Raw genomic sequence first — 25,522 nt, forward strand, 5'->3', positions numbered from 1 at the left:
AGCCTCCGGACGCATATGCGGCTTGCTCCGCCTCCTGCGGCGACGCATAGCCTTGCGGCCACACGCCTGCCTGCTCGTAGCTCTGCGGCCATCCGCCTACGTGACCGTAACCGCCATGCTCAAAGCCGTTGTGGCCGAATGGCGCATAAGGCTCGTGGCAGCCCGGCTGCTGTCCGAATACCGGTTTTTCCGCACAATAAGCTCCGTCCGTGTAAGGGGTATGCAAATCCGGTCCGGCTCCCGCGCCTCCGTACAAACCGGGCTGGCTTGGAAACCACGGCTGGGACGGATAGGGCTGACCCTGAATCTGTCCGGCCGGCTGGATGTATTCTTCCTCAGAGGCCACCAGTTCCTGATAGGACGGAATGCTCTGCGGAATCTCCACATCCGGATACGGAAGCGTCTGCGGTTGTCCCCAGCCGCCCTCGTATGCTCCGTGATCTCCGTACGAGACGGGCAGTTTGCCGTCGAACCCGCACGGCTCTTTTTTCCAGGGCTCCTGGTGCTGCCCGTACGGAAACACAAAAGGCGCGTAAGGAGGGCACGGCTGAATCAACGGAAGATTCCCCGGATGTCCTCCGAAGTGCGGAATCGTTTCCGCTTCTTTTACATAAGAAGGATATGGAGCCGGAGCAACGGGCTCGCAGGGGCTCTGGGGCGGCGGCTGCGGTGTGTAAGACGGCAGCTCGACCTGCGGCAGCACAAGTTGGGGCAGCTGGTATTCAGGCACCTGCGGCTGTACCGGAGGCTGGGGAACCGGCTGCACCGGAGGCTGCTCGACAATCGGCAGCTGAACCTGCGGCTCAGGCTGGGCCGGTTGGACGGGAGGCTGCTCGATAACCGGCGGCTGTACCGGAGGCAGCACCGGTTGTAAGGGAAGCTCTGCCTCCGGCTTCAATTCCACCTTCTCTTCCTCCACCGGCGCGGGTTCCTTTACTTCTGGAATCTCATTGATTTCCGGCAGCTCCGGAATCTCCGGAAGTTCGGCCGTTTCCGGCTTCTGCTCTGCCGGTGGTTCGGGCGCGGGAACAGCCGGCTGGATCGGGGAAGTATCCTTCTTGCCGTGAGCTGTTCCGCCATGATGAGGCTGACTGCCGTGCGAGCCTTCTTCCGCTTGAGACTTTTTCGGAATATAGACCGTTTCGCCGGTCATCAACACATTCGGGTTTTTCAGTTGGGTATTCGCTTCGATCATATCCTTCAGCGGAATTCCCCATGCTTTCGAAAGCTTCCACAGCGTATCTCCCTGCTGCACAATGTGCTTCACCAGATGATCCGGCACGGGATGATGAGGCGTGTGGGGCTGCTGCGGTTTCGTCGGCGTTCCCGGAATTTTCACCTTTTCACCAACGTTGATTTGGTCCGGGTTCGCGATCTGAGGATTCGCTTCGATCAGCTTATCGAGATCAACGTCGTATTTTTGGGCGATTTTATACAGTGAATCCCCTTTTTTAACCATATGGATTTTCAACGGGTCTTACCTCCCTCTTCTAAGTACGTATCCGTCTTCCCCAATCCGATTGACATTACATCTTATGCAGGCTTATGGGCATTTGACATCCCCTGGACGAAAAAAAGCCGCGGAAAATTCAAAGGGACAGGCGCAAACACAGCAAATCCGGGCATAAAAAAAACCGCTGCCGCAGGAAGTGCCCCTTCCCGGGAAACGGATTTTTGAAAGTTTGTTGAGTCGTTTTGGAAAAAAACCGGTCCAACCGGTAAAAAAATCGGCACCGGACCCCAAACGAACCGCGCGAGACGGTCTATTCGTATACTTTAACCCCGTCGACATTCACAATGCTGCGGAATTCCTGCAAAAGCTTCGTCGTGATCGGGCCGGCCTTGCCTTCCCCGATAGTGCGTCCGTCCACTTCGCGAACCGCGATAACTTCGGCGGCTGTACCCGTAAAGAACACTTCATCGGCCACATACACGTCGTGCAGGGTAAACGGTTCTTCCTTCAAGGTATAGCCTTGGCGCTCGCAAATCTCGATGATCGCCGCACGCGTGATGCCTTCCAGCGCACCGATATAGCAAGGCGGTGTGTACACGACGCCTCTTTTTACGATAAAAATGTTATCCGAAGAACCTTCGGCCACATATCCTTGCGAATTCAGCATGATCGCTTCGCCCACGCCGGCCAGATTGGACTGGATTTTGACGAGAATGTTATTCAGGTAGTTGAGCGATTTGATTTTCGGATTTACCGCGTCGGGAATGTTGCGTCGGCTGGAGACCGAAACGGTTTTGAGACCGTTAACGTAGGCCTCCTCCGGATAAATCGACAGCTGCTCCACGATAATGATGACGCTCGCTTTGGGCGAACGGCGCGGATCGAGTCCGAGGTCGCCGGGCCCGCGGGAAACGACGAGACGGATGTATCCGTCACGAAGTTCGTTGCGCCGGATCGTCTCCACCAGAGCGTCCTGCATTTCCTGATAGCTCAGCGGAATGTTGAGCATAATCGATTTGGCCGAATCGTAAAGACGGTCGAGATGCTCCTTGCATTTAAAAATGTTGCCACCGTAAATGCGGATGCCTTCAAAAATTCCGTCCCCGTACAAAAAACCGTGATCGTAAACGGATACTTTGGCTTCTTCCTTCGTAACGTAGCTGCCGTCCAGGTAAATCCACTGCTGTGCCATAATTCGTTGTTACACCTCCGGGGTTTGGGTTTCGTACTGATACGTCGGGTAGCAGCCCAGAATCCGGACTTGGCAGCCGATCGCTTCGATTTCTTCGAAAGCGGCGCGGACGAGAACCGATTCCAGTGAGCCCTCTACGTCGATGTAAAAATAGTAGTTGCCGAGCTTGCGTTTCGTCGGGCGGGATTCCAGCCTCGACAAGTTGATCCGGCGCCAGGCGAAGGCCGACAGCACCTGGTGAAGCGCTCCCGGGTAATCTTCGGGCGGCGTGACCAGAATGGTCGTCTTTGTATGGCCGGAGACCGGCAGCTCAAGCTTTTCACGCCCGATCAGAATAAAACGGGTCGAATTGTCGGGGTTGTCCTGTATTTTCGACGCGAGAAGCTCCATTCCGTACATGCCGGCGGCATTTGTCGTACCGATCGCTACCACGTTCGGGTCTCCCAGCTCGCTGACAAGCCGGACGCTCTCCCCGTTGGAACCCGTCTGCTCGATCTCCGCCTGCGGCATATACGTGCGCAGAAACTTGCGGCATTGGGCAAGCGCGACCGAATGGGACAGCACTTTGGTAATGCTTGACCAGGAGACGGGCGGGGAGCTTGCCAGTTCCCCGTTCTCCAGCCTCACCAAGCCGTTCTTGTCATCGGCCGCCCGGTGGGCACTGCCCGGAAGACCGATCAGGTTCATATCTATAGGATAAACCCATTCCACCTGCATCGGCAAATCAACCTCGTGAACGAGCCAGTCGATATGCAGGGTAACGGAGCCCTCAATCGTATTCTCAATCGGAATGACGCTGTAATCCGTTTCTCCCGAAGCGGTCGCCAGGAATACATCGGAGATAAGCTTGAACGGCACATACTCGTACCGGTCTCTCCCGAGAAAATGGTACACGCTCTCTTCCGAGAAGGTGCCCGGTCCCAGCATCGCTATCCGTTTCTTCCTCATGTTATTCCGCTCCTCCCGCAAATTCCTCGAAGGACGGTTCCCCGCCCGTCAGCTTCCAGACGCGGACGCCTTCGCTGGCAGGTCTCAGCCATCGCGTTTCCGCCTCGATGCCTTCGGCGCGGAACGTCTCCCGGAGGAACGCTTCCAGTTCCTCCTGCCTTCCCTCGCTCTTATCGGCGAACGCGATAAGAGTCGATCCCGCGCCGCTGAGCGCAGCTCCCAGCGCACCGTGGTCGGCCGCTTCCCGGAGAATCTTCTCCATGCCGGGAACGAGAGCCGCGCGATACGGCTGATGGAGCGCATCCTTCATCGCGTGCCGGATCATACCCAGCTCGCCGGCGGCAAGGGCCGCGACGAGCAGAGACGAGTGGCCGATGTTGAAGACGGCGTCTTTCATCGGCACCTCGGAAGGCAGCACCCGGCGCGCAAGCTCCGTGGAGAGCTGGAACGCCGGCACGGCGACCAGCGCCTCCAGACGCTCGTGCGGCTCGATGCGCACGTGCTTCGCCTCGCGGCCGTCCCAGTAGGCCGCGATAATGCCTCCGAACAGCGAGGCGCCGACGTTGTCGGGATGCTTTTCCATGCCGGAGGCGATCTGGAAAAGCTCCTCCGGCGGAAGGTCCGCTCCGCTCAGCGCGTTAGCCGCCGCAAGCGCTCCGACGATAGCGGAAGCGCTGCTGCCCAGCCCCCGCGTGAGCGGAATGTCGCTGTCCATGCGGATGCTCAGCTCCGGCATGGGCAGACCCGCGTGATCGTACAAGGTGCGGGCCACTTTGTAGATCAGGTTCGTCTTGTCCGTCGGAATTCCCTGCATATTGCTTCCGAAAAGTTCGATCTGTGTCCGGTCCGCCTCACTCATCTCAATCCGGGCGTACAAATCAAGGGCCATGCCGAGCGCATCGAAGCCCGGTCCCAGATTGGCGGTGCTGGCCGGAACGCGGACGCGTACCGCTGCGGGCGCCATTAGCTGCCCACCTGCTCCAGCTGCCGGATCGCGTCCATCACGGCCGCTTCCGAATCTTCTACGACGAGCGGCTCGGCTTCCACGCTCTGAATGGCGTTGTGCGGATCTTTAAGCCCGTTGCCGGTCAGCACGCACACGACGGATTGTCCCTGCCGGAAGTGTCCTTCCCGCTTCAGCTTGATGACGCCCGCCAGGGATGCCGCCGATGCCGGCTCGGCAAAGATGCCTTCCTGCGAAGCAAGCTTGCGGTAAGCCGACAAAATTTCTTCATCGGTGACATAGTTGATTTGGCCATCGGATGCGTTTGCCGCATTTACGGCTCCGTCCCAGCTTGCCGGGTTGCCGATCCGGATGGCGGTCGCCACGGTTTCCGGATTGAGGATAGGCTCTCCCTTGACGATCGCCATGGCGCCTTCCGCTTCGAATCCGATCATTTTGGGCAGCGAGGATGATTTACCTGCCGCCTGATACTCCTTGAAGCCTTTCCAGTAGGCCGTGATGTTGCCCGCATTGCCGACCGGGATCGCCAGATAATCCGGCGCCTTCCCGAGCTGATCGCACACCTCGAAAGCGGCGGTCTTCTGTCCTTCAATCCGGTAGGGATTGACGGAATTGACGAGTGTAATCGGCTGCTTTGCCGTAATTTCGCGGACAATTTCCAGCGCCCGGTCGAAATTCCCTTCGATGGCGATCACTTTTGCCCCGTAAATGATAGCCTGCGCCAGTTTGCCGAGCGCAATGTTGTTGTTCGGAATAAGCACGATGCAGTTCAGCCCGCCGCGCGCGGCGTAGGCGGCAGCGGCCGCCGACGTATTGCCGGTGGAAGCGCACATGATCGTGGGGCTTCCTTCCTCCATCGCTTTGGCTACGGCCATCACCATGCCGCGGTCTTTGAACGAACCCGTCGGGTTCAGTCCTTCATATTTGACGTAAAGGTCGAGACCCAGCTCCTCCGACAATTTTTCCGCGCGGATAAGCGGGGTGTTTCCTTCGTGCAGCGTAAGCAGCGGTGTTTTTTCCGTAACCGGAAGGTAAGATTTATATTGATGCAGCAAGCCCATATATCTCATTTTCTTCTGCAGCCTCTTTTCTTAAAAGTTAAAATTTAGCCTTCTACGCGGTAAACGCTCTGGATCGTCTGGATGACATCCAGGCTTTCGAATTCGGCCAGGACTTTGTTCATGCCCGCCTGATTCGCGTCGTGGGTAATGATAATGATTTCGGCTTTCGGATTATGCTCGTTCGGATGCTGGAAGACGGACTCCAGGCTGACTTCGTGCTTCGCGAAAATTTGCGTAATCTGGGCAAGGACGCCCGCCTTGTCCTCCACGTGGAGAAGCACAAAATATTTCGAAGAAATTTGCTCGTCCGTTTTCAACTTTTTCTCCAGGTAAGGCACCGTGCTGCGCTGGCCGTTTACGCCGAGATTCAGGTTGCGCACGACAGCCACGAGATCCGCCACGACGGAAGTTGCCGTCGGCATTTCACCGGCGCCGGGGCCGTAGAACATCGTCTCTCCCACGGCTTCGCCGTATACGTATACGGCATTGAATACGCCGTTGACCGAAGCGAGCGGATGCGACGTTTTGACCATCGTCGGCTCGACGGATACGGAGATGTGATCGTCATGCTTCTCCGCGATGCCGAGAAGCTTCACTTCGTAGCCGAGCTTTTTGCCGTATTGGATGTCTTCCTTACTGACGCTGGAAATTCCTTTGACCTTCACGTCGGTCAGCGCTACTTCCGAATGGAAGCCCAGCGTGGAGAGAATGGTCATTTTACGGGCGGCGTCCAGCCCTTCCACGTCGGAAGTCGGATCGGCCTCGGCATAACCGAGCATCTGCGCTTCTTTGAGCACGTCCGCGTAAGCGGCGCCTTCCTGGCTCATTTTGGTCAGGATATAGTTTGTCGTACCGTTGACGATCCCCATGATTTTCGTAATGCGGTCCGAAGAGAAGCCCTCCACCAGCGTACGAATAATCGGGATTCCCCCCGCCACGCTTGCTTCATAGAATACATCGCAGCCTTTTTCGGCGGCTTTGGCGAGAATCTCGGGCCCGTGCATCGCCATCAGATCCTTGTTCGCGGTCACGATGTGCTTTCCTTGCTCCAGCGCTTCCAGAATATACGCCTTCGTATCCTGGACGCCCCCCATCACCTCGACGACCACGTCGATTTCAGGATTGCGGATAATATCCCAAGGCTGGTCGGTAAGCTTCTCGCGGCCAACGGTAACGGAACGCAGCTTGCTCAAATCCTGCACAAGCACTTTTTCCACTACGATAGCGGAGCCTGTCTGTTTCTCCAGATCTTCCCGGTGGCCTTCCACAATCCGGACTACACCCGTTCCGACGGTCCCGAGTCCAAGCAAGCCGATTTTAATAGGTTTCTTCATAGTCATAATTCCTCCCGTATACGTGATGTTCTTTTTCAGTTCTTAGAGTTTGTACCCGGTTTGTATCCGGTTACCCGTTCCTGCCGGTGGGGCCCCGGAGTTAAATCGAGCTGCCCTGTCCGATTACGGCGGCTTTCTTGACCCCGTCCTGGGATTCCAGCAGTTGAACCAGTTCTTTCGCTTTATCGCCCATCAGGGACGTTTCTACGGAAATGACCACGTTCGCCATTCCCTGCAGCGGAATGCTTTGATTGATCGTCAGCACATTACCTTCCTGTCCGGCAATCAGCGCAAGCACCCGGGACAAAATGCCCGAACGGTGCTCCAAATTCATGGAGATGGTGACAATGCGCTCTTTATCCAGCTTGTTCAGGGGAAATACGCCGTCTTTGTACTTATAAAAAGCGCTCCGGCTCAGCCCTACCTGCTCTACCGCCTCGTGAATCGTTTTTACTTCTCCACGGGCCAGCAGTTCTTTGGCCTGCACCGTTTTGAGAATGCCCTCGGGCAAAATCTGCTCGTTGACGAGATAAAAGCCGGACTCGCTCCAACCTGCGGCCTGTTTAGGTTCCATTACAGAAAGTCCGTCCTTTCCAGAAAGACGTGTGTTCTTATATAGAGGACATTATACTTCAACTCTACAAATTTCGGCAATAGGAAAATGGCATTGTTTCCGTATGCCCTGCCGTTTACCCTGATTTCCCCCGGTTGATGAAGCGGAATCTCTCGCTTTGTACTTTGATCCGGCTCTTTGACGGCCGCTGATTTTATCCTATCCGGCCGGGCTGGCCTCTGCCGAAACTCGAATATTTCAGGTGTCTTTCTTTTTATCGGTTTTTTCTGTCTTTCGTTTGAAAAACAAGCGCCGCTCAGGCTCGGAAGGCGCCAAAATGCTTTCCCGACGGGAGTTTGCTTGTCCTTCTTCCCCTATGGTAAGCTGAAAATCAGCAAGGAGGCGACACGTTTGATCACGTTGCGATTAATATCCGCGGCTCTTTTGTTCAACTCCCGGGGTGAACTGCTTATGATGAAGCGGTCCATGAAAAGGACGCTCTCCCCCGGTATGTGGGCGGCGGTGGGCGGACATTTGGAAAGCTTTGAAATGGCACGTCCCCGGGCCGCCTGCCTGCGCGAAATCGAGGAAGAAACCGGCATACGCGAGGACGAAATTTCGGGACTCCGTTTGCAGTACATTCTAATGAGGTTAAAAGATCACGATATACGCCAGCAGTTCATTTATGTCGGTCATACGGATGTTTCACCCCGGATCCGGACCTCGGAAGGCGATCTGCACTGGATCCCACGGGCCGAGATTCTGAACCGCGAGCTTCCGTTTATTTTCCGCTATGCGCTCCAGCATTATTTGTCTTACGGAGACACGCCCCATACGTGGATCGGAACGGCTAGGCTCGGCACCTCCGGTATTCCTGAAGTGAACTGGACCCCGCTCCAAGATCCCGAAATAACCTGAGTCAACGGACCCGGAAAGGACGAAAATCTCTTGAATCGGATACACGCGCTTCTCGACAAGCAGAGAAACTTTTACGCAACGGGTGCGACCAAGCCTCTGAACTTCCGGATGGAACAGCTTCGCCGGTTAAAAGCCATGATCCGGGATCATGAGGAAGCGATTATGGAAGCTCTGAGGCAGGATCTCGGAAAATCCGACTTTGAAGCGTTCGCTACGGAAATCGGTATTCTGCTTGAAGAAATCAATCATGTGCTTAAACATCTTAAACGCTGGAGCAAGCCGCGGCGGGTCAAAACGCCCCTTACGCATATCGGATCGCAGAGCCGCATTTATGCGGAGCCATACGGCATAGCGCTTCTCATATCGCCGTGGAACTATCCGTTCCAGCTGGCAATCTCCCCTTTGATCGGGGCCATGTCCGCAGGAAACTGCGCGGTACTGAAGCCTTCCGAGCTTGCGCCGCATACATCCGCGCTGCTTGCCCGGCTTCTCGGCCAGACCTTCGGGGAAGAATATGTGGCCGTTATCGAAGGCGGTGTCGAGACGAGCAACGCGCTGCTCACGGAGAAGTTCGATACGATTTTTTTCACGGGAAGCGTCGGGGTCGGACGGATCGTCATGGAGGCGGCCGCCAAACATCTCACCCCTGTCACGCTGGAGCTGGGCGGCAAAAGCCCCTGCATTGTGCATGCCGACGCCAACATCAGGCACGCGGCCAAGCGCATTGTCTGGGGCAAAACGCTGAACGCGGGACAGACCTGCATCGCGCCCGATTACTTATACGTCCATGAAAGCGTCAAGGATGAGCTGCTGAACCGGATGCAGGAAGTGGTAGACGCCTTCTACGGCGATCCGCTTGCCGAAGGCAGCCCGTACCCGAACATCATCAATGCCCGCCACTATAACCGGCTCAAAAGCCTGATGGAAGCGGGACAGCTCGTGTCCGGCGGAAGAACCGACGACCGCTCTCTTAAAATTGAACCGGCCTTTATCGACGGAATCGGCTGGGAGGACCCGGTTATGCAGGAGGAAATTTTCGGCCCCCTCCTTCCGGTACTCACTTACCGCAATCTGGAGGACGTGATCCGGGAAGTAAATGCCCGCCCGAAACCGCTCGCCCTGTACGCTTTTTCCGAAAGCGAAGAAGTCCAGCAGAGGATCATCCGATCGATCTCGTTCGGAGGAGGCTGCATCAACGATACGATCCTCCATATCGCAACTCCGTACCTTCCTTTCGGAGGCGTCGGGAACAGCGGAATGGGCGGGTACCACGGCAAAGCGAGCTTCGATGTGTTCACTCATCGTAAAAGCGTGCTGAAGCAGACGAGCCGTTTCGATCTGCCCTTCCGCTATCCCAACGCCAAAAACGCCTTGAAAAGATTAAAAAGCGTTTATAAATAAGCCGTTATCCGTTATCGGGCTATCCGGCATAGAGAGGCATCTCCGGCTGGCAGCCTGTTATGTCCCGGAAGATGCGGTGCGGGATGATTTCGCTGCGGTTTCCATATACGGAATCATCTCATCCTAACCGGGCGAGGGAAACGATTTGAACCTGAACGAAAGCGATTGACCGAATCTATAGATACTACGCCAAAAAACCCCCGTGCCTGCCGGCAATGGGGGTTTCTCCTGTTAAGATCTTTCTACGAATTCGAATTCATAATCGTTCAGACGGATCGTCTGGCCGTCGACTGCGCCGCGCTCGCGGAGCGCCTTGTCGATCCCCATATTCCGAAGAATCCGGGCGAATCGGAGCACGCTCTCTTCCGTTGTAAAGTTGGTCCGTTTCATCAGCTTCTCAATGCTCGGGCTCTCTACAACGAAAACATCGTTCTCGCGGCGAATAACGAAATCGTTATCATATTCGTTCTTCTTCTCCATCCGGTACACTTTGCGCTCTTCGACTTCCTGTACTTCCTCAATAAGCGGAGCGTCGGGAATCGCGTCCAGCATATCGGCTACACGATACAGGAGAGGCTGAATGCCTTCCTTGGTGACGGCCGAAATGGCGAAGATTTCTACCGATTTGCCGTCAGCTTCCATCTGTTGACGGAATGCGGCCAAATTCTCCTGGGCTTCCGGAATGTCCATCTTGTTGGCGACTATCACCTGCGGACGTTCTTCCAGCTTGGCATTGTACAGCTTGATTTCCTCGTTGATCTTCTTCCAGTCCTCATACGGATCGCGGCCTTCGGTGCCCGCCATATCGACCACGTGCACGATGATACGCGTCCGCTCGACGTGACGCAGAAATTCGTGGCCGAGTCCGACACCTTGGCTGGCGCCTTCAATAAGGCCCGGCAGATCGGCCATGACGAAGCTTCTGCCTTCGCCGAGATCGACGACGCCCAGATTCGGTGTAATCGTCGTGAAGTGGTAGGCTCCGATTTTCGGAGTTGCCGCCGACACGACGGACAGCAGCGTCGACTTGCCTACGCTCGGGAATCCGACAAGGCCCACGTCGGCCATCACCTTAAGCTCAAGAACGACCCAGCGTTCCTGGCCTTCTTCGCCGTTCTCCGCGATTTCCGGAGCGGTATTTTTGGCCGTGGCGAAGCGCATATTGCCCCGTCCGCCGCGCCCGCCTTTGGCAATGACCACTTCCTGCTGATGACGCGTCAGGTCGGCGACGATTTCGCCCGTGTCGTCATCGATGACAAGCGTGCCGGGAGGAACGCGAACGACCATATCGTCCGCATTGGCTCCGTGCTGGCATTTGTTGCGGCCTTTTTCGCCGCGTTTGGCTTTAAAGTGCTTCTGGTAACGGAAATCGACCAGCGTCCGGAGACCTTCGTCCACGCGGAAGATCACATCGCCGCCATCGCCTCCGTCACCGCCGCCGGGGCCGCCTTCGGGTACATATTTCTCGCGGCGGAACGCGACAAGACCGTCGCCTCCGTCGCCGCCTTTTACATAAATCTTCGCTTTATCTACAAACATGTGCATCACACCTCAACTGATGTCCGGTAAGGCAGCCGCAGGGCGAAGGCCGCCTCCTGTTCCTGATAGTCATTCTGTTCTACAACCGCAGCCAAGGTACGGCCTGTCCCCGATTCCAACACAAGCGACAATGCCTCTTCCAGAAAGCTCCGGTTATACGGTCCCTGATATACAAAATCGAGCAGCAGTGAATCCTCTTCGGGAACGAGCTGCATACTGAGCATGCCGCCTTCTTCATTTTCTCCCGCAGACGCTTGTTTGAAACCTTCAATCAGCTCGGGAATCAACTTGCAAACCGCATCGCCGTCCAGCGCCAGCTTGCGGATATTTACTTCCTGGTCAAGCTCGACTTCCAGCTTCATGTGCCGGCCTCCCGCCTTCGCGGTCAGCAAAAACACGATAAGGCCCGGATCGCCCAGCTTGGCCATAAAGCTCTCATGCTGGAGCTTTCCCATCACAGAGGCGACTACTCCTTGGAGACGATCGTATTTCTTCAATTGAATATACCCAAGCAGTACCTGGATATCGTTCATCCAATCGTGCCGCAGATGATTGATCGTCAGAAGCATTTCCTGCTGTGCGAGCTGCTGAATGCGTGTACGCTCTTCATCTGCTTCCTTGAGCTTCATCCGGTGCTGCATATACAGAGCCGCTGCAAAACATGCGGCGGTAAAGGCACCCGCGGCCAGACGAAGTCCTGCTGCCAAAGGCGCGGCAGCCAGCATTACCAAACCGAGCAGACCCAGCAAGGCTGCCAGTATCCACAACCTGTTCCTCATGTACGCATACGCTCCGTTTCCGACTTCCCATTAGCACATTATACCATTTCCGGTCCCAAAACGCATCCGGCGTACAGATGGACGCAAGATCCGGATGGATGCCTCTAAAAAGCAAGAAAGCCCCAGCAAACATTACGTCGCCAGGGCTGTACATGCATGAATTTTTAACTTATGCTTCTACAGTAGCCGCTACTGGAGCGGTTTCTACCGGGTAGACGCTAACTTTCTTGCGCTCACGACCCCAACGCTCGAACTTAACAACGCCTTCCACTTTAGCAAACAGCGTGTCATCGGAACCGATGCCCACATTGTTGCCCGGGTGAATTTTCGTTCCGCGCTGACGCACGAGAATGCTGCCTGCGGTAACGGTTTGACCGTCGGCACGCTTAACGCCAAGACGTTTTGCAATGCTGTCGCGACCGTTCTTTGTGGAACCTACACCCTTCTTGGATGCGAATAGCTGAAGATCCAATTTCAACATGGTGTCAACCTCCTTCATTATAGGCTGTATGAATTGCTATATAGTCACTGTAGGAACTTGCAATAGTATGAAGCATAACGATCATGGATTCGATGATCGTCTGAACCTGAGCCATCCGTGCCGGTTCCGCATCAAGAGGAAGGATAACGTCAAGCCAGCCCTTCTCCATCTCTGTACCCGGTACAACTCCTGTTAGCGTTTCGATCGAATTGACCGTCCCGACCGCAATGGCCGATACCGCGGCGCAGACAAGGTCTTTGCCGGGAACGTCGAATTCCGCATGGCCTTCGACCTGGTACGCTTCTATCGTAGGGTCTTGTTCAGACCGCCTTAAAACCGTAACGTGAATCATCTGATGGCCTCTTAAGCTTCGATTTTCTCGATTACGACTTTCGTGTACGGTTGACGATGACCTTGCTTACGACGGTAGTTCTTTTTCGCCTTGTACTTGTAAACGATGATTTTGCGTCCTTTGCCTTGCTTCTCGACTTTGCCGGAAACTTTAGCACCTTCTACGACTGGAGCTCCTACTTGAAGACCGTTGTCGCCAGAAACAACCAGAACACGGTCAAAAGTGACCACATCGCCTGCGCCGGCTTCCAACTTCTCGATGTAAAGAACATCGCCTTGTTGTACTTTGTATTGCTTGCCGCCTGTTTCAATAATTGCGTACATTTCGTTGCACCTCCTCATGTCTCAGACTCGCCAATATCCAGGTGACGTTCAGCGGCAGAGCCTCTGCCCGTGCTTCACAAACCCGATCCGTGCGGTTACAGCGCATGCCTAAAGCAACGCACTCATAGTAGTATAGCAAAAGGGTTCGTCCTTTGCAACGTTTTATTACAAAGCGAAGGACGCAATACTCTCTTGAGAACTCCGGTCTGGCAAAGTGCCGGGATGCTGGTCGGGTACCCGGTGCCGGGCGTCGGAACAAAAATAAACCGGACAGCGTAAATTTCCGCTGTCCGGTATTATCCGCTGCCTGTGCCGTATTCCGGTTTCCGGCCCTATCCGTTCCGAATCGGCCAAGGCGTACGGTTTTATGCTGAGTACTTCACGCCGGCGGCAGTGCTTGTACTTATGCTTGTGTTTATGCTTGTACGCAAGCTGTAACGGTCAGCAACTTCTGCGCAGACAGTCCGGCTTGGCCCCATGCGGGCGTGGCGGCAGGGCTTGAACGTGCGGATTACTACTTATGCCTGCGCAATACTTCCACCAATCAAGCTGCACACGTTCCAGACGCTCCGACAATAAATTCTACTTGCGCTTGCGCGTTATTTCCAGCAGGCCGAGCTTCGTCCAGCCGAGGAGTATCGTTTTAGAGCGGTCTTTCTTGACCGCCTCCGTCATGCACTCCAGCACGCGGTCGCGGTGCGCGGACTGCTCCATGTCGATGAAATCGACAATGATGATGCCGCGCAAATTGCGCAGCCGCAGCAGCCGCGGGATCTCGGCGGCGGCTTCCATGTTCGTGCGGAACACGGTCTGCTCCAGGGACGAAGTCCCTGTAAACCTTCCCGTGTTCACATCCACGACCGTCAGCGCCTCCGTCGGGTCGATGACGAGATAGCCCCCGCTCGGCAGCCAAACCTTGCGGCGCTGCGAGCGGGAAAGCTCTTCGGCGATGCCGAACCGCTCGAAGAGCGGGGTACCGCCGCCGTCCAGGCGGACGCGCGCCGCAAGCTCCGGGCTGCGCTGCCGCAGCAACCCCTGCAACTCCGCGCGGACGGCTTCGTCGTCCACCCAGATCTCGAGCACGTCCTCCGTGATCACGTCCCGCGCAAGGCGCGGGAGCAGCTCGAGATCCTGGTAGATGCACGCCGGCGCCGCGCCGGCCGCCGCCCTCTGCTCGATCACCGCCCAAAGCTCCCGGAGATCGAGCAGGTCGCGGCGCAGCTCCTCTTCGCTGCGCCCCTCGGACACCGTGCGGAGAATGAGTCCTTCTTCTCCGCAGCGGAGGCTGTCCGCCACCTGCTTCAGGCGGACTTTCTCTTCTTCCGCTTCGATTTTGCGGGAGACTGCCGTATACCCCGCTCCGGGCATATAAACCAGCCAGCGGCCCGGAATGGAATAATGAGTCGTGACACGGGCTCCCTTGGACCCTTCCGGTTCTTTGACAACCTGAACAAGCACCCGCTGGCCGGGCTGAAGAAGATCTCCGATAGGCGGTTTCGTCTTAGGCTGTTTCTGCATATTGACAGGCAGCACGTCATCTATGTATAAAAAAGCGTTCTTATCCAATCCGATATCTACAAATGCGGCCTGCATGCCAGGCAGTACGTTTACCACACGGCCGATGTAGATGCTTCCTGCGCGCTGCGTCTCGCTTGGATGCTGAGCCTCGTATTCCACGAGCTTGCGATCTTCGAGCAGAGCCGCCTGAAGCGAAGCCGCTTCGCAGCTTACGATCAGTTGTTTCATGGCGTTCACCCCATCATTATTGTACATGAAGGAGGGAAGTTTCGCACTTTACTGAATAAAAGCAAGGAAGCGGGACAGACAGCCACACCCTGCCCGGGAAACGGACAAGAAAACTGGAAGCCGGCCCGTTTTCTTCTTCAAGGAAGCAGCTCGGAAACCGTGCATGACCGGTTTTTATGCGTCAAATAAGTATCGACCACCTGCTGCTCAGGGAGAATGCCTTCTATCGTTCCCCCGCTGCCCATTACGTAGACGGGATGATATTTTTCACGCATAAACAGCTTCACCACTTCCCCCACCTTCCGCTGTCTTGCGACGGCAATCGGCCTGGCCTGCGTCCCCTTCAGCATAAGTCGCTCCGTGCTCGCTTCGCGGTTCATCATAAACCGGAGAAAATAAAAAGGCAGATGCCTGCGGCTCACCCAATTCTGATAGAGCAGAAACAAGCCGACGATAAGGACGTTCATTTGAATCCTCCCCGTCCCGGCCGGCCAGACGGCGGCAGCCGTCATCGTGAACCCGAGTGCGATAGAAATCCAGACGGAGCACACGAGAGTCCGTTGGAAGGGCAAGCCCAGGCTGAGCAGGCCTTGCAGCAGCTTTCCTCCGTCAAGAGGCAAAATCGGAAGCAGGTTAAACAAAGCGATAACGGCGTTAATTTCGATAAAATAGGACCACCATTCCGGGTCCCCCGCTTCGAGGAAGCGGCAGAGGAAACCGAGAGCGATCAGCCAAAGATGCTGAAGCGGCCCCGCGAGCGCAACGATCATTTCTTCCCGCAGAGGAACGGAAGCCAACTCGTCGACGACAAGTACGCCTCCGAACGGCAGCAAACGCACCTCCCGCACCCTCCAGCCGAAAGCGGCCGCCGCTCCGAAATGGCCGAGCTCATGGAGAAAAACGATGCCAAACAACGTGGCCGATTCCAGAAAATGTCCGGTTGCCAGCGAGAGCAGCATCACGATGGTAAAAAGGGGATGGAAGCGGAAGCGTACCTGCAGCCGGTTATTCAAAAGGGATCACACCCGCCGGATCCACGTAACGGCTTTCCTTTTGGACGGCAAAATAGAGAAGCCCTTTATCGCTCTTGCTGTCTCTGGACACTTGACCGATGGCTTCGCCCCCTTTGATCCAGTCGTTAACCTCGACGCGGGACTGCTCGATCTGCCCGTACTCGGACTGCAGCCCTCCGGGATGACGGATGATGATTGTGTAGCCTGTCTCGTCTTTGGGGCCCGCAAAGGTGACTTGTCCCGCATCGAGTGCGTACACGGGAGTATGAGGCTCCGCCGCCACGCTTATGAAAGGCTTGTCAGCCGTGTAGGTCTCGTGGATTTTTCCTTTCAAGGGGACGAAGTAGGAGCGTTTTTGGGCATCGGCTTTTACCGCCGGATTTTCTTCATCCGAATGAAAGGCCGGAATAAAAGAGGGAGCCCCGGCAAACGTTTTCTGATACCAGGCGGACAGCTGCTGAAAATTGAGCGGCTCACGGAGGGCCGCCGTGACATATCCTTTCCCTCGCTCGATCAAGGGATGCTGGAGCTGAAACATTCCCCAGATCAGACCGAATAGCATGGCACTGGCGACCAGCTGCCGCAGAAACCGGACGCGGTAAGGAATACGCGGATTGTATCCGCCTCCGTCCCCAGAGTCCCTGCCGCCGGGTTCTCGGGCATAGTAAGCGCCGGGCAGCCCGAGCTCGCGCTGCATTTTTTGCTTCCATACATATTCGGGGTCGTTCCATCTGTCGTCAAAATCTTGCCCCTTCCCGACTAAAGGAAGAATGGCAGGCACAGGCTCCACTTCCGAAACCCGACTTTCAAAGGGCAAAAGTTCGTTTGACCCTCGTTGCCGTAAAGTTTTTTCAGGCGGGGTCTCCTGCAGCTTCCTGATTTTTTCCAATCTGCGCTGGCGCACGTTATGCTTGTTCTCCATGACTTAACCTCCTGTGAGGCGGGGCTTGTTTACTACAGCATATGAGCGGCTTGTACGAAATATGAGCATACAAAAAACAGGCCTCGGAGGCCTGTTTATTTATCGTCTTCTATGGCGTGATCGTGGATTTTAACGCTTAGTACCATTCCTATACAAAGCATATTGATTAACAAAGATGTCCCCCCATAGCTGATAAAAGGAAGTGTGATACCGGTCAAAGGCATCAACCCAATCAACATGCCGATATTCTCGAATATCTGGAAGACATACATGGCTACAACTCCGACAACCAGATAGGAGCCGATTCGGTTCTTACTTTGTATAGCTATCAGAATCATTCTGTAGATAAGGAAAAAGTAAAGCATCAGAAGCACGGCTGCGCCGCGGAACCCGAATTCCTCACCAACCACGACAAAGATGGAGTCCGAATACGCATAAGGAATAAAGTTGGAATGAATAGAGCTTCCGTTCAAGTAGCCTTCACCCGTCAGACCGCCGGAACCGATCGCTCTGTATGAGTTTTCCATCTGATAACGGTCGTTCAAGCTTGCCGTAGACGGATCTAAAAACGTGTCGATCCGTTTAAACCAGTGCTGTTTGAAATGGAAATTCTCAATCAGATACCCACTGATCTCTTTCGGATGCATGGAGTAGAAATAGAAGAATAAAAACATTCCGCCCCCGAAAACGATAAGACCGATGAGCGCATGAGAATATTTAACGTTTCCTATCCATAGCATTCCGATAAGAACACCGATTAGGATGATCGCATTCCCCAAGTCGGGTTGAATAAAGACTAAGGCAAAAGGAAGTAAGGTTAGCAATCCCATCGGGATCACATCTTTAATGATTTGGAGGTCTTCTTCATTCTTTCTGCGGAGCCAGGCAGCAAGTGCAATGATCACACAAAGCTTACAGAGCTCGGCCGGCTGAAACAGGAAGTCCCCTATTTGGATCCATCCGCTCGCCCCATTGATCGCTTCTACTCTAAGTACAAAAACAAGCAGCCCGATGCTGATCAAATAAGGAAACATCCAAAACCGGATAAGGATTCTATAGTCCAAAAAACTGCATGCCGTTAAAGCGAATAAAGCAATAACGTAAATAATGATCGTTTTCGTCCAATTTACATGAATGTTAGGGTCGTCTATATCCGCGCTATATACCAAAAAAGAACTGATGGTAATTAGCACCATCAGCAACAGGATGATGGTCAAATCTAATTTTTTTAATTTGGCAAGCATATCGCACTCATCCTAATTTAAAAAACTTTTTCAATTTAGCCAGCATACCCGGCTTTTCGTCAAGCGGCATAAGAGGAACCGATTCGCCAAGTATGCGTCGTGCGACATTGCGGTATGCGATGGCAGCCCGTGAGGTCGGGTTCATTACGGTCGGTTCGCCGGAATTTGCCGCCTTAATGACATGCTCATCATCCGGCACGATTCCCAGCAGGTCGATGGCCAGTACGGAACAGATCTCGTCGATATCGAGCATTTCGCCTTTTTTGACCATGTTCTGGCGGATCCGGTTAATAATCAGCTTCGGAGCATGAATTTTCTCGTTCTCCAGCAGGCCGATAATCCGGTCCGCATCGCGTACCGCCGCATTCTCGGGGGTCGTGACGACAATCGCTTTGTCCGCTCCGGCCACCGCATTGCGGAAACCCTGCTCGATTCCGGCAGGGCAGTCGATGATAACGAAATCGAAATCTTTTTTCAATTCCAGCACGATATCCTTGACGCTCTCCGGGGAAACGGCATGCTTGTCTTTGGTTTGTGCGGCCGGAAGCAGATACAGTTCTTCAAACCTTTTATCCTTGATCAGCGCTTGAGGAAGCCTGCAGCGTCCTTCCACAACGTCAACCAGGTCATAAATGATCCGGTTCTCCAGCCCCATAACCACATCCAGGTTGCGCAGCCCGATGTCGGTATCGACCATACATACTTTCTTGCCCTGCAGAGCGAGTGCTGTCCCCACATTGGCCGACGTGGTCGTTTTGCCGACGCCGCCTTTTCCGGAAGTGATAACGATTGCCTCTCCCATGGTATTCACTCCTCAGCGTTACGATAATTGCGTGCAGCCGGTTTGCAAAAAGGCCATCCGGCTATTAAGCAAGCACCATACGGTGCAGTCCGTTCAATTTATCAATTTCCATACGCCCGTCTTTGATATAGGCGTATTCCATAAATGCTTCCTGGAATCCCCATTCGTCCGGAGGACGGCTGATTACGCCGGCAATGCGCAGCTGAGTCGGACGCATATGGGATGCCGCAACGATCGCAGCCTCGTCCCCGTCCACACCCGCATGTGCCATTCCCCGCAAGGAACCCATGATATAGATGCTGCCGGTGCACAGGATCGTGCCTCCGGGATTAACATCCCCCATGTACAGCAGATTGCCTTCATGTTTAAGTGTCTGTCCAGACCGGACCATCCCTTTAAGCATGGTAATGGGAGCAGCCGTTCCGACAAGCGGCTCCGGTTCATCGGATTCAATGGACTGAATGAGCAGGTTGCCCTTCTGTCCGATGATGGCCCGGATTTCTTCCTTCTCCTCGTCACTGACGCTGCGTTTGCCGAGTCTGACATGAACACGCACGATAGGTCCGGTCAGAATGCGGTCGTGAGTGCTCTCCACCTTGTGCCGCAGTTCTTCTAGAACAGTCGCAAGCTCGCATGAATCGTCGAGAAGAAAGTTCAGGCCGTCTTTGACTCCTTTTATAATCACATGATGTTTACCTGCCGTCGTCATAAACGTTCCAACCTCCCAACCCATACAATTCGGCCTGCTGCCCGGGTTTTCCTGCCGGGTGAAAACGAACGGTCAAAATTAATGTTCCGCCCGGGATCCTTGGCCTTGCAGGGCTTCCATGAGCTTGCGCATCGGAATGTACACCGCCAGGGCGAACAGCATGTTGAACAGCACGCTCGGCAGCATAATATGGGTAAACGCAAACTGGAAATTCACCGTTACGATGTTAAATAAACGGTTGATTCCGAATTTGATAATTTCGAAAATAAGAACGCCGACCCCCATCGTCATCAAAGTGGTGAAAATGAGGTTCGTCTGCCTGCGGGGAAGAAGCCCCGCTATGTAGCCGACCAATCCGAATCCGAAGGAGTAGACGCCGAGTATGTGTCCGAAATAGACGAAATCGTGAAGCAGCCCGAAACCAAGGCCGTACAGCAGTGCAGAATGCCGGTTCAAATAAAGTCCGATATACAAAATAATGATCAGCATAAAATTGGAAGAAATCCGGACGCTTTGCTGCCAGGAATCTGGAATCAGCCAGTGAATAAGCGATCCTTCCAATATGAGCAGCGAGAACAGAATGAGCCAGAGCGAGTTGCGTACCATGGCTATTTCACCTCGGGTATTTCGATGATAAAGACTTCCCTGATATGTCTGAAATCAGCGAAAGGCTTGATCGTCGCTTTCTGGGTAATCCCGAAATCCCCGGGTTCGCGGGAAACGACCGTTCCTACCGGAATACCGCTCGGAAATACTTTGCCGATATCGGAAGTAATGACGGTGTCGCCGACCGCAAGCTGGTCGTTCTGGTCGATTTTGTTCATGACGAGCAGGCCCTTTTCCTTGTCGTACGACTCAATGATCCCGTAGGAGCCTTGACCCTCGGCGGATTTGTACTCCTTGCCTTTGACGGTTGCGGAAATAGCGGGAGCCTTGTTGTTCGTATCGCTCAAATCCGTAAGAAGCTGTACGTTGGAGGTGAATTCCGTTACGGTGAGCACCCGTCCGAGAAGACCGTCTACGTTAATAACGGCCATATTGGGCCGGATGCCGTCTTTCTCGCCCAGATTTACGGTGATGGTTCCGTTATAAGGATCTGGACTTGCCGCGATCACGTCGGCAATCCGGTATTTATAATTGGACACCTGCTTCTGGCGCTCCGTGAAGCCCAAGGCTTCTTTATAGCGTTTATTCTCGTCTTCAAGCGCATTCAGCTGCTGGGTGGCGAGTGCGTAGTCGGTCAGTCTTTTTTTCAAGATCTGATTCTCGTCATAGATGGTTTTAAGCTTGCCGACGTCCTCGAAGAAGCCAGCCACGCCCGCTGCCGGTCTGTAAAATACGCTCTGCGTCCAGGCGATCGAATCTTTCAGAAATTTTTCCGGCCAGTAAAATTTCGTCCGTCCGCTAAGCGTAAGTCCCATCAGGATGAAAAAACAGATGAGACCCACAAGCAGAACCATCAGCCTCTTGTTCCCCATGAATTTCAACAATTCAACACCTTCTCACGTCGGCACAGTCAGACTTAGCGTCTGTATTTGGCGCCGGATTTGGCACCTTTGAACAGATGGATATGATCCAGGGCGCGGCCGGTCCCGATGGCTACACAATCAAGCGGATTATCCGCAACGATAACCGGCATTCCGGTTTCGCCCGCAAGCAGTTTATCGAGATTGCGCAGAAGGGCTCCTCCGCCCGTCAGCACGATACCGCGGTCCATAATGTCGGCGGCGAGCTCCGGCGGACATTTCTCCAGCGTCACTTTAACCGCATCGATAATGGCGTTCACGGTGTCGGTCAACGCTTCCGTAATTTCGTCGGAAGTGACGGAAATCGTCTTCGGCAGACCTGTCACGAGATCGCGGCCGCGGATTTCAAGAAACTCCGGCTGTTCCATCGGCAGGGCGGAGCCCACTTCCATTTTGAGCGTTTCGGCCGTGCGTTCGCCGATCATCAGGTTATAGGTGCGTTTGATGTACTGGGTGATGGCTTCGTCCATCTCATCGCCCGCGATGCGGATAGAACGGCTCGTCACGATTCCCCCGAGGGAAATAACGGCCACTTCGGTCGTACCGCCGCCGATGTCAACAACCATGCTTCCCGTCGGTTCCCAGACCGGAAGGTCCGCGCCGATTGCGGCCGCGAACGGCTCCTCGATCGTGTAAGCGTCACGTGCGCCGGCCTGCTTGGTCGCGTCTTCCACGGCGCGCTTCTCGACGGCCGTAATGCCGGAAGGTACGCAGACCATGACATTCGGATGACGCTGGAACATGAAACGATCCTTCTGTGCCTGACGTAAGAAATAACGGATCATCGTGGCGGTCGTTTCGAAATCCGCGATTACGCCGTCTTTCATGGGACGAATGGCACGGATGTTGCCCGGCGTACGTCCGATCATTTTCTTCGCGTTGTCGCCGACGGCCTCAATGGTTTTCGTATCCGTGCGGATGGCGACCACCGACGGCTCCCTCACGATAATTCCTTTGCCCTTCAAATACACCAATGTATTTGCAGTACCCAAATCGATACCTAAATCCTTTGTAAAACCTCCGAACATAATAAAACGGCTCCTTCCCAAAATCCATCTTCTCTCTGATTAACTGCTTAAATGGCAGCAAAAAAATACCGACGGTTTATTGTTTCGTCATAGTTTTCGTAGTCATTGTCGAAATTAGGGGTCTTTCCACGAACATAATCTTTATTATATTACATATGACCATGCTCCTTCAAACTGACATAGCGGTCATCTCCGATGACAATATGATCGAGGACTTCGATTCCTATAATATCACCGGCTTCTGTCAGCCTGTGCGTAAGTTCAATGTCCTGTGGACTTGGCGTTGGATCCCCGCTGGGGTGGTTATGTACACAAACGATGGAGGCGCTGCTGCGCTGAATCGCGGCGCGGAAAACTTCGCGCGGATGCACAATGGAGGCGTTCAAACTTCCGATGGACAGCGTTTCGCGTCCGATGATGTGGTTTTTCGTATTGAGGAACAAACAAACGAAGTGTTCTTTCTGCAAATAGCGCAGTTCGTCCTTAAGCAGATCGAAAACATCAAACGGAGAACGCACCGTCGTGATTTCTTCCGTGCGGGTCCGGGAAATCCGTCTTCCCAGCTCGATTCCCGCCATAATCTGGAGCGCCTTGGCGTCGCCTATCCCCTTGATTCGGACAAGCTCTTCCCGGCTGGCTTCGACCAACCCCCGGAGTCCTCCCGTTTCGGAAAGAATCCGCTGTGCGAGCGCCAAAGCGGACTCGGAGTATGTTCCCGTACGAACCAGGATAGCCAGCAGTTCGGCACTGCTTAGCGACGAAGCCCCTAGCTGCATCATTCTTTCGCGGGGTCTCTCTTCCGGCGGAATTTCACGCAAGGTGACAATTGATGATATCATATATTCCCCTCTTCCGGTATGTTCTCAGGCCAATTTCCAACATTTCCTTCAAAACCGGCGCCAATTGTCCGAAAAGCGCCGTCTGCCGGGCTTTTTACTGTCTTCATCCGGCGTTGGCCGGACCCGGTTTTACCGGAGCATCCGCAGACTCAAGACTACGGGCGACCGAATCGGAAATTCCATTGAAAAGTCGCATGAGGTCATTCGTTTATTCTCATGCGGTCCCCATATAAAAAACCGCACAAAACCATCCAAAGACAGAGGGGCTGTTAAATAGGACGACACAGGTCCTAAAAAAGTCTGCACACCTCGACAAAAAATATGAAAGATGAAGCACAGGTAAACATTCTGACGGCGGGTTAAGTTCGGAAATCACGGCGGATGGCTGTAAATAAAGCGGCAGATTGAAAAAGCGGTATGATAGAGAGCAGGAGAAGTGAGTAAACGGATGGGAAAGCAGCTTTACCAGCGGAGAAAGACTAAAGCGGAATGCGAAAGAGACAAGCGGAAGCGGTAGACGCGTGAAGGAGTGAATCGAGAGGTAAAAGAAAGAGCGCAGGGGCCCGAAAGCGGAAGGAAGGCGGAGTGCACGGATGGTGCAAGCAGTTAGTAATTAAACCGACTGGACGTATGTAACAGCGGGAAGGACAGCAGGGAGGCAGATGCCCAGGAAGACAGGCGGCCGGATCGGCAAAGCGTCTCTCTGACGAGAAATACCATGCCCGTGAAAGCCGGGTCCGCGCCGCCTTCGCAGCACCGGGTGTCTATTCCTCATTTATCGTACAATAAAGCGGGTCCCGTACCCTCCTTAAATGCGAAGCGCAGGCAAGGACCGCTTCAGGAAATCAGATTCTTCTCGGCAGCGGCGGCTTTCTTCTCCGTCTCGTTCAACGTACGGAGCATACTGCCGATCGTCACGCCTTTTAAATATTGAATCATGTTCTGTTCGGCTCCATCCAGCATGTTGTCCATCACATTCTGCATGTTTGCAGAAACAAGACATTCATTCCCCTGGTCGCCTGAGCACCAGTTCGGTTTGAGGGTGCCGAGCGAAGTTAGCTGATAAATGTCGCCGAGCGTAATCTCATCGGGGTCGTGATTAAGAATAAATCCGCCTCCGCAGCCTTCCTTGGTACGGACAAATCCGGCTTTGCGCAGACAGCCCATAATTTTGCGTATACGCGCGGAATGGGTGCAAACGTTGGAAGCAATATCATCGCTCGAAGCCATGTGTTCCGGCAGATGGGCAAGAAGCACCAGACTGTGCACGGCAATCGTAAACTCGCTGTTCATGACATAGCCCTCCTTTCTCCTGATGTTCTCTCTATTGTAGCAGAATCAGCTCTTAATGAAAACGGTTCAGTACCGGGGACATTTACCTAGATGACGCGGATGCCGAACGGCTCAAGCATCTCGCTCAAGAGTGATACCGGGAGACCGACGACATTAAAATAATCCCCTTCTATCCCCTCGATCAAGGTGGCTCCGATCCCCTGAATCGCGTAGGAGCCCGCCTTGTCCGAAGGCTCTCCCGTCGCGATATAACGGAGTATCCGTTCCTCGTCCATCTGCTTCATCGCGACTTTCGTCCGGCGGTGCCTGACCGATACGTTACCGCGGTCCGCGCTCATGCAGGCGACTCCACTGTATACCTCGTGAGTCCGGCCCTGCAGTGCGAAAAGCATGCGGAGAGCATCCCGTTCGTCCTTGGGCTTACCCAGTACTTCCCCGTCCAGCACCACAATCGTGTCGGAACCGATAATGACGGTTCTGTCCGGTGCGTATGAACCCGGCAAGGCGTCAGCTACCGCTTCCGCTTTGCGCACGGCAAGCGTCTCCACGATCTCCCGGGGACTCAGGCTCTCCTCCACGGTCTCATCCGCATCGCTGGAGATAATTTCAAAATCCAGCCCCATCCCTTTCAGCAGCTCCCGCCGTCTGGGCGAGGAGGATGCGAGAATCAGTTTAATGCCCTGCTCATAGGGCGCGCTGCCGGATCGGCTCATAACCGTTGCCTCCATTTTTCTCAAAACATATAAAAATGCGTTTTCTCACGGACTATACCTTACGGTACAGCCAGAATGCGGCCGCGAGGCCCAAAATGCTGCACAAATTCAGTTTGATCTGCAAAAGGATATCGTACTGGATGACCTGCAGGTCCGCTTTGGGCTGCCAGACGATATCCGTCGTTTTGGTCAGAAACGCCAGTGCTTTGACCGGTGCAAGAAGTTGTCCCACAATGATGCCGACGACAAGACCGATCACTAAAAACAGAACGAGGGTGAAGCCGTTTTTCTTCATCCGTTATCCTCTCTCTTCCCTTGTTTCTCCCTTATTATACGAAGCGGCACGTTTGGCATCAATCCGAAAAAACAACAATTTGTAACATATTTCC

At 54.3% G+C, this 25,522-nt stretch carries 27 protein-coding genes; 2 read left to right on the forward strand and 25 right to left on the reverse strand.

Translation table 11 applies throughout. From position 1 onward, the window contains the following. The 7 genes from C4S74_RS12500 to C4S74_RS12530 form a co-directional block, all read right to left on the reverse strand. The coding region (locus C4S74_RS12500; RefSeq protein ID WP_103995666.1) for a LysM peptidoglycan-binding domain-containing protein at positions 1-1,471 on the reverse strand (1,471 nt) is incomplete at its 3' end. A gap of 292 nt (positions 1,472-1,763) precedes the next feature. After that, entirely contained in the window at positions 1,764-2,645 is an 882-nt protein-coding gene (ilvE, locus tag C4S74_RS12505; RefSeq protein ID WP_103995667.1) for a branched-chain-amino-acid transaminase, read from the reverse strand. A 9-nt stretch (positions 2,646-2,654) separates the two neighbouring features. Then, the gene (locus tag C4S74_RS12510) at positions 2,655-3,593 is read right to left on the reverse strand and encodes a prephenate dehydratase domain-containing protein (protein ID WP_103995668.1); all 939 of its coding nucleotides are present in this window, start codon (positions 3,591-3,593) and stop codon (positions 2,655-2,657) included. A gap of 1 nt (position 3,594) precedes the next feature. Next, positions 3,595-4,557 (reverse strand): homoserine kinase, encoded by a 963-nt coding sequence (thrB, locus tag C4S74_RS12515; RefSeq protein ID WP_103995669.1) that lies wholly within the window; start codon positions 4,555-4,557, stop codon positions 3,595-3,597. After that, positions 4,557-5,627 carry a threonine synthase gene (thrC, locus tag C4S74_RS12520; RefSeq protein ID WP_103995670.1) on the reverse strand — a complete coding sequence of 357 codons (1,071 nt, stop codon included), beginning with the start codon at positions 5,625-5,627 and terminating at the stop codon, positions 4,557-4,559. The genes thrB and thrC overlap by 1 nt, the downstream gene beginning before the upstream one ends. A gap of 35 nt (positions 5,628-5,662) precedes the next feature. Next, positions 5,663-6,952, reverse strand: a complete 1,290-nt coding sequence (locus tag C4S74_RS12525; protein ID WP_103995671.1) for a homoserine dehydrogenase — start codon at positions 6,950-6,952, stop codon at positions 5,663-5,665. A 100-nt stretch (positions 6,953-7,052) separates the two neighbouring features. After that, positions 7,053-7,526 carry an ACT domain-containing protein gene (locus C4S74_RS12530; protein ID WP_009675461.1) on the reverse strand — a complete coding sequence of 158 codons (474 nt, stop codon included), beginning with the start codon at positions 7,524-7,526 and terminating at the stop codon, positions 7,053-7,055. A 390-nt stretch (positions 7,527-7,916) separates the two neighbouring features. Between C4S74_RS12530 and C4S74_RS12535 the strand changes: the two genes are divergently transcribed. Further along, a complete protein-coding gene (locus tag C4S74_RS12535) occupies positions 7,917-8,423 on the forward strand; it encodes an NUDIX hydrolase (RefSeq protein WP_103995672.1) in 507 nt (168 codons plus the stop codon). A 30-nt stretch (positions 8,424-8,453) separates the two neighbouring features. Next, entirely contained in the window at positions 8,454-9,824 is a 1,371-nt protein-coding gene (locus C4S74_RS12540; protein ID WP_103995673.1) for an aldehyde dehydrogenase, read from the forward strand. Between the two features lie 231 nt (positions 9,825-10,055). Here the strand turns inward: C4S74_RS12540 and obgE are convergent, their stop codons facing one another. From obgE to C4S74_RS12630, 18 genes are all read right to left on the reverse strand, one after another. Further along, the gene (gene obgE / locus C4S74_RS12545) at positions 10,056-11,363 is read right to left on the reverse strand and encodes a GTPase ObgE (RefSeq protein WP_103995674.1); all 1,308 of its coding nucleotides are present in this window, start codon (positions 11,361-11,363) and stop codon (positions 10,056-10,058) included. 5 nt (positions 11,364-11,368) lie between these two features. Next, the gene (locus C4S74_RS12550) at positions 11,369-12,142 is read right to left on the reverse strand and encodes a Spo0B domain-containing protein (protein ID WP_103995675.1); all 774 of its coding nucleotides are present in this window, start codon (positions 12,140-12,142) and stop codon (positions 11,369-11,371) included. Between the two features lie 169 nt (positions 12,143-12,311). Next, positions 12,312-12,623, reverse strand: a complete 312-nt coding sequence (gene rpmA, locus C4S74_RS12555; protein WP_009675465.1) for a 50S ribosomal protein L27 — start codon at positions 12,621-12,623, stop codon at positions 12,312-12,314. A gap of 4 nt (positions 12,624-12,627) precedes the next feature. Beyond that, on the reverse strand, positions 12,628-12,975 hold the full coding sequence (locus C4S74_RS12560; RefSeq protein ID WP_103995676.1) for a ribosomal-processing cysteine protease Prp: 348 nt from the start codon (positions 12,973-12,975) through the stop codon (positions 12,628-12,630). Positions 12,976-12,986: 11 nt separating this feature from the next. Next, positions 12,987-13,298: a 50S ribosomal protein L21 gene (gene rplU, locus C4S74_RS12565; protein WP_009675460.1), complete on the reverse strand. Its 312-nt coding sequence runs from the start codon at positions 13,296-13,298 to the stop codon at positions 12,987-12,989. A gap of 582 nt (positions 13,299-13,880) precedes the next feature. Further along, complete coding sequence (locus C4S74_RS12570; protein ID WP_181024419.1) at positions 13,881-15,044, reverse strand: Rne/Rng family ribonuclease; 1,164 nt, start codon at positions 15,042-15,044, stop codon at positions 13,881-13,883. 137 nt (positions 15,045-15,181) lie between these two features. After that, positions 15,182-16,057: a site-2 protease family protein gene (locus C4S74_RS12575; protein ID WP_103995678.1), complete on the reverse strand. Its 876-nt coding sequence runs from the start codon at positions 16,055-16,057 to the stop codon at positions 15,182-15,184. After that, a complete protein-coding gene (locus C4S74_RS12580) occupies positions 16,050-16,838 on the reverse strand; it encodes a M23 family metallopeptidase (protein ID WP_181024399.1) in 789 nt (262 codons plus the stop codon). Before C4S74_RS12580 ends, C4S74_RS12575 begins: the two co-directional genes overlap by 8 nt. Positions 16,839-17,074: 236 nt before the next feature. Further along, entirely contained in the window at positions 17,075-18,223 is a 1,149-nt protein-coding gene (locus C4S74_RS12585; protein ID WP_103995680.1) for an FtsW/RodA/SpoVE family cell cycle protein, read from the reverse strand. Positions 18,224-18,230: 7 nt separating this feature from the next. Then, complete coding sequence (minD, locus tag C4S74_RS12590) at positions 18,231-19,025, reverse strand: septum site-determining protein MinD (RefSeq protein ID WP_009672982.1); 795 nt, start codon at positions 19,023-19,025, stop codon at positions 18,231-18,233. 64 nt (positions 19,026-19,089) lie between these two features. After that, entirely contained in the window at positions 19,090-19,758 is a 669-nt protein-coding gene (locus tag C4S74_RS12595) for a septum site-determining protein MinC (RefSeq protein WP_258042471.1), read from the reverse strand. A gap of 54 nt (positions 19,759-19,812) precedes the next feature. After that, positions 19,813-20,340: a rod shape-determining protein MreD gene (mreD, locus tag C4S74_RS12600; RefSeq protein ID WP_103995682.1), complete on the reverse strand. Its 528-nt coding sequence runs from the start codon at positions 20,338-20,340 to the stop codon at positions 19,813-19,815. 2 nt (positions 20,341-20,342) lie between these two features. Further along, a complete protein-coding gene (mreC, locus tag C4S74_RS12605; RefSeq protein WP_103995970.1) occupies positions 20,343-21,221 on the reverse strand; it encodes a rod shape-determining protein MreC in 879 nt (292 codons plus the stop codon). A gap of 35 nt (positions 21,222-21,256) precedes the next feature. Continuing rightward, entirely contained in the window at positions 21,257-22,288 is a 1,032-nt protein-coding gene (locus tag C4S74_RS12610) for a rod shape-determining protein (protein WP_009672964.1), read from the reverse strand. A 149-nt stretch (positions 22,289-22,437) separates the two neighbouring features. Next, positions 22,438-23,127, reverse strand: a complete 690-nt coding sequence (radC, locus tag C4S74_RS12615) for a DNA repair protein RadC (protein ID WP_103995683.1) — start codon at positions 23,125-23,127, stop codon at positions 22,438-22,440. A gap of 837 nt (positions 23,128-23,964) precedes the next feature. Then, positions 23,965-24,420, reverse strand: coding sequence for an Rrf2 family transcriptional regulator (locus tag C4S74_RS12620; RefSeq protein WP_103995684.1), 456 nt, complete (start codon positions 24,418-24,420; stop codon positions 23,965-23,967). Between the two features lie 86 nt (positions 24,421-24,506). Then, positions 24,507-25,133, reverse strand: a complete 627-nt coding sequence (locus C4S74_RS12625) for a nucleoside triphosphate pyrophosphatase (RefSeq protein WP_103995685.1) — start codon at positions 25,131-25,133, stop codon at positions 24,507-24,509. A gap of 52 nt (positions 25,134-25,185) precedes the next feature. After that, complete coding sequence (locus C4S74_RS12630) at positions 25,186-25,428, reverse strand: DUF4321 domain-containing protein (protein ID WP_103995686.1); 243 nt, start codon at positions 25,426-25,428, stop codon at positions 25,186-25,188. Between the last annotated feature and the right edge of the window lie 94 nt (positions 25,429-25,522).

Source organism: Paenibacillus sp. UNC499MF, from assembly GCF_900107975.1.
Lineage (GTDB): Bacteria > Bacillota > Bacilli > Paenibacillales > NBRC-103111 > Paenibacillus_F.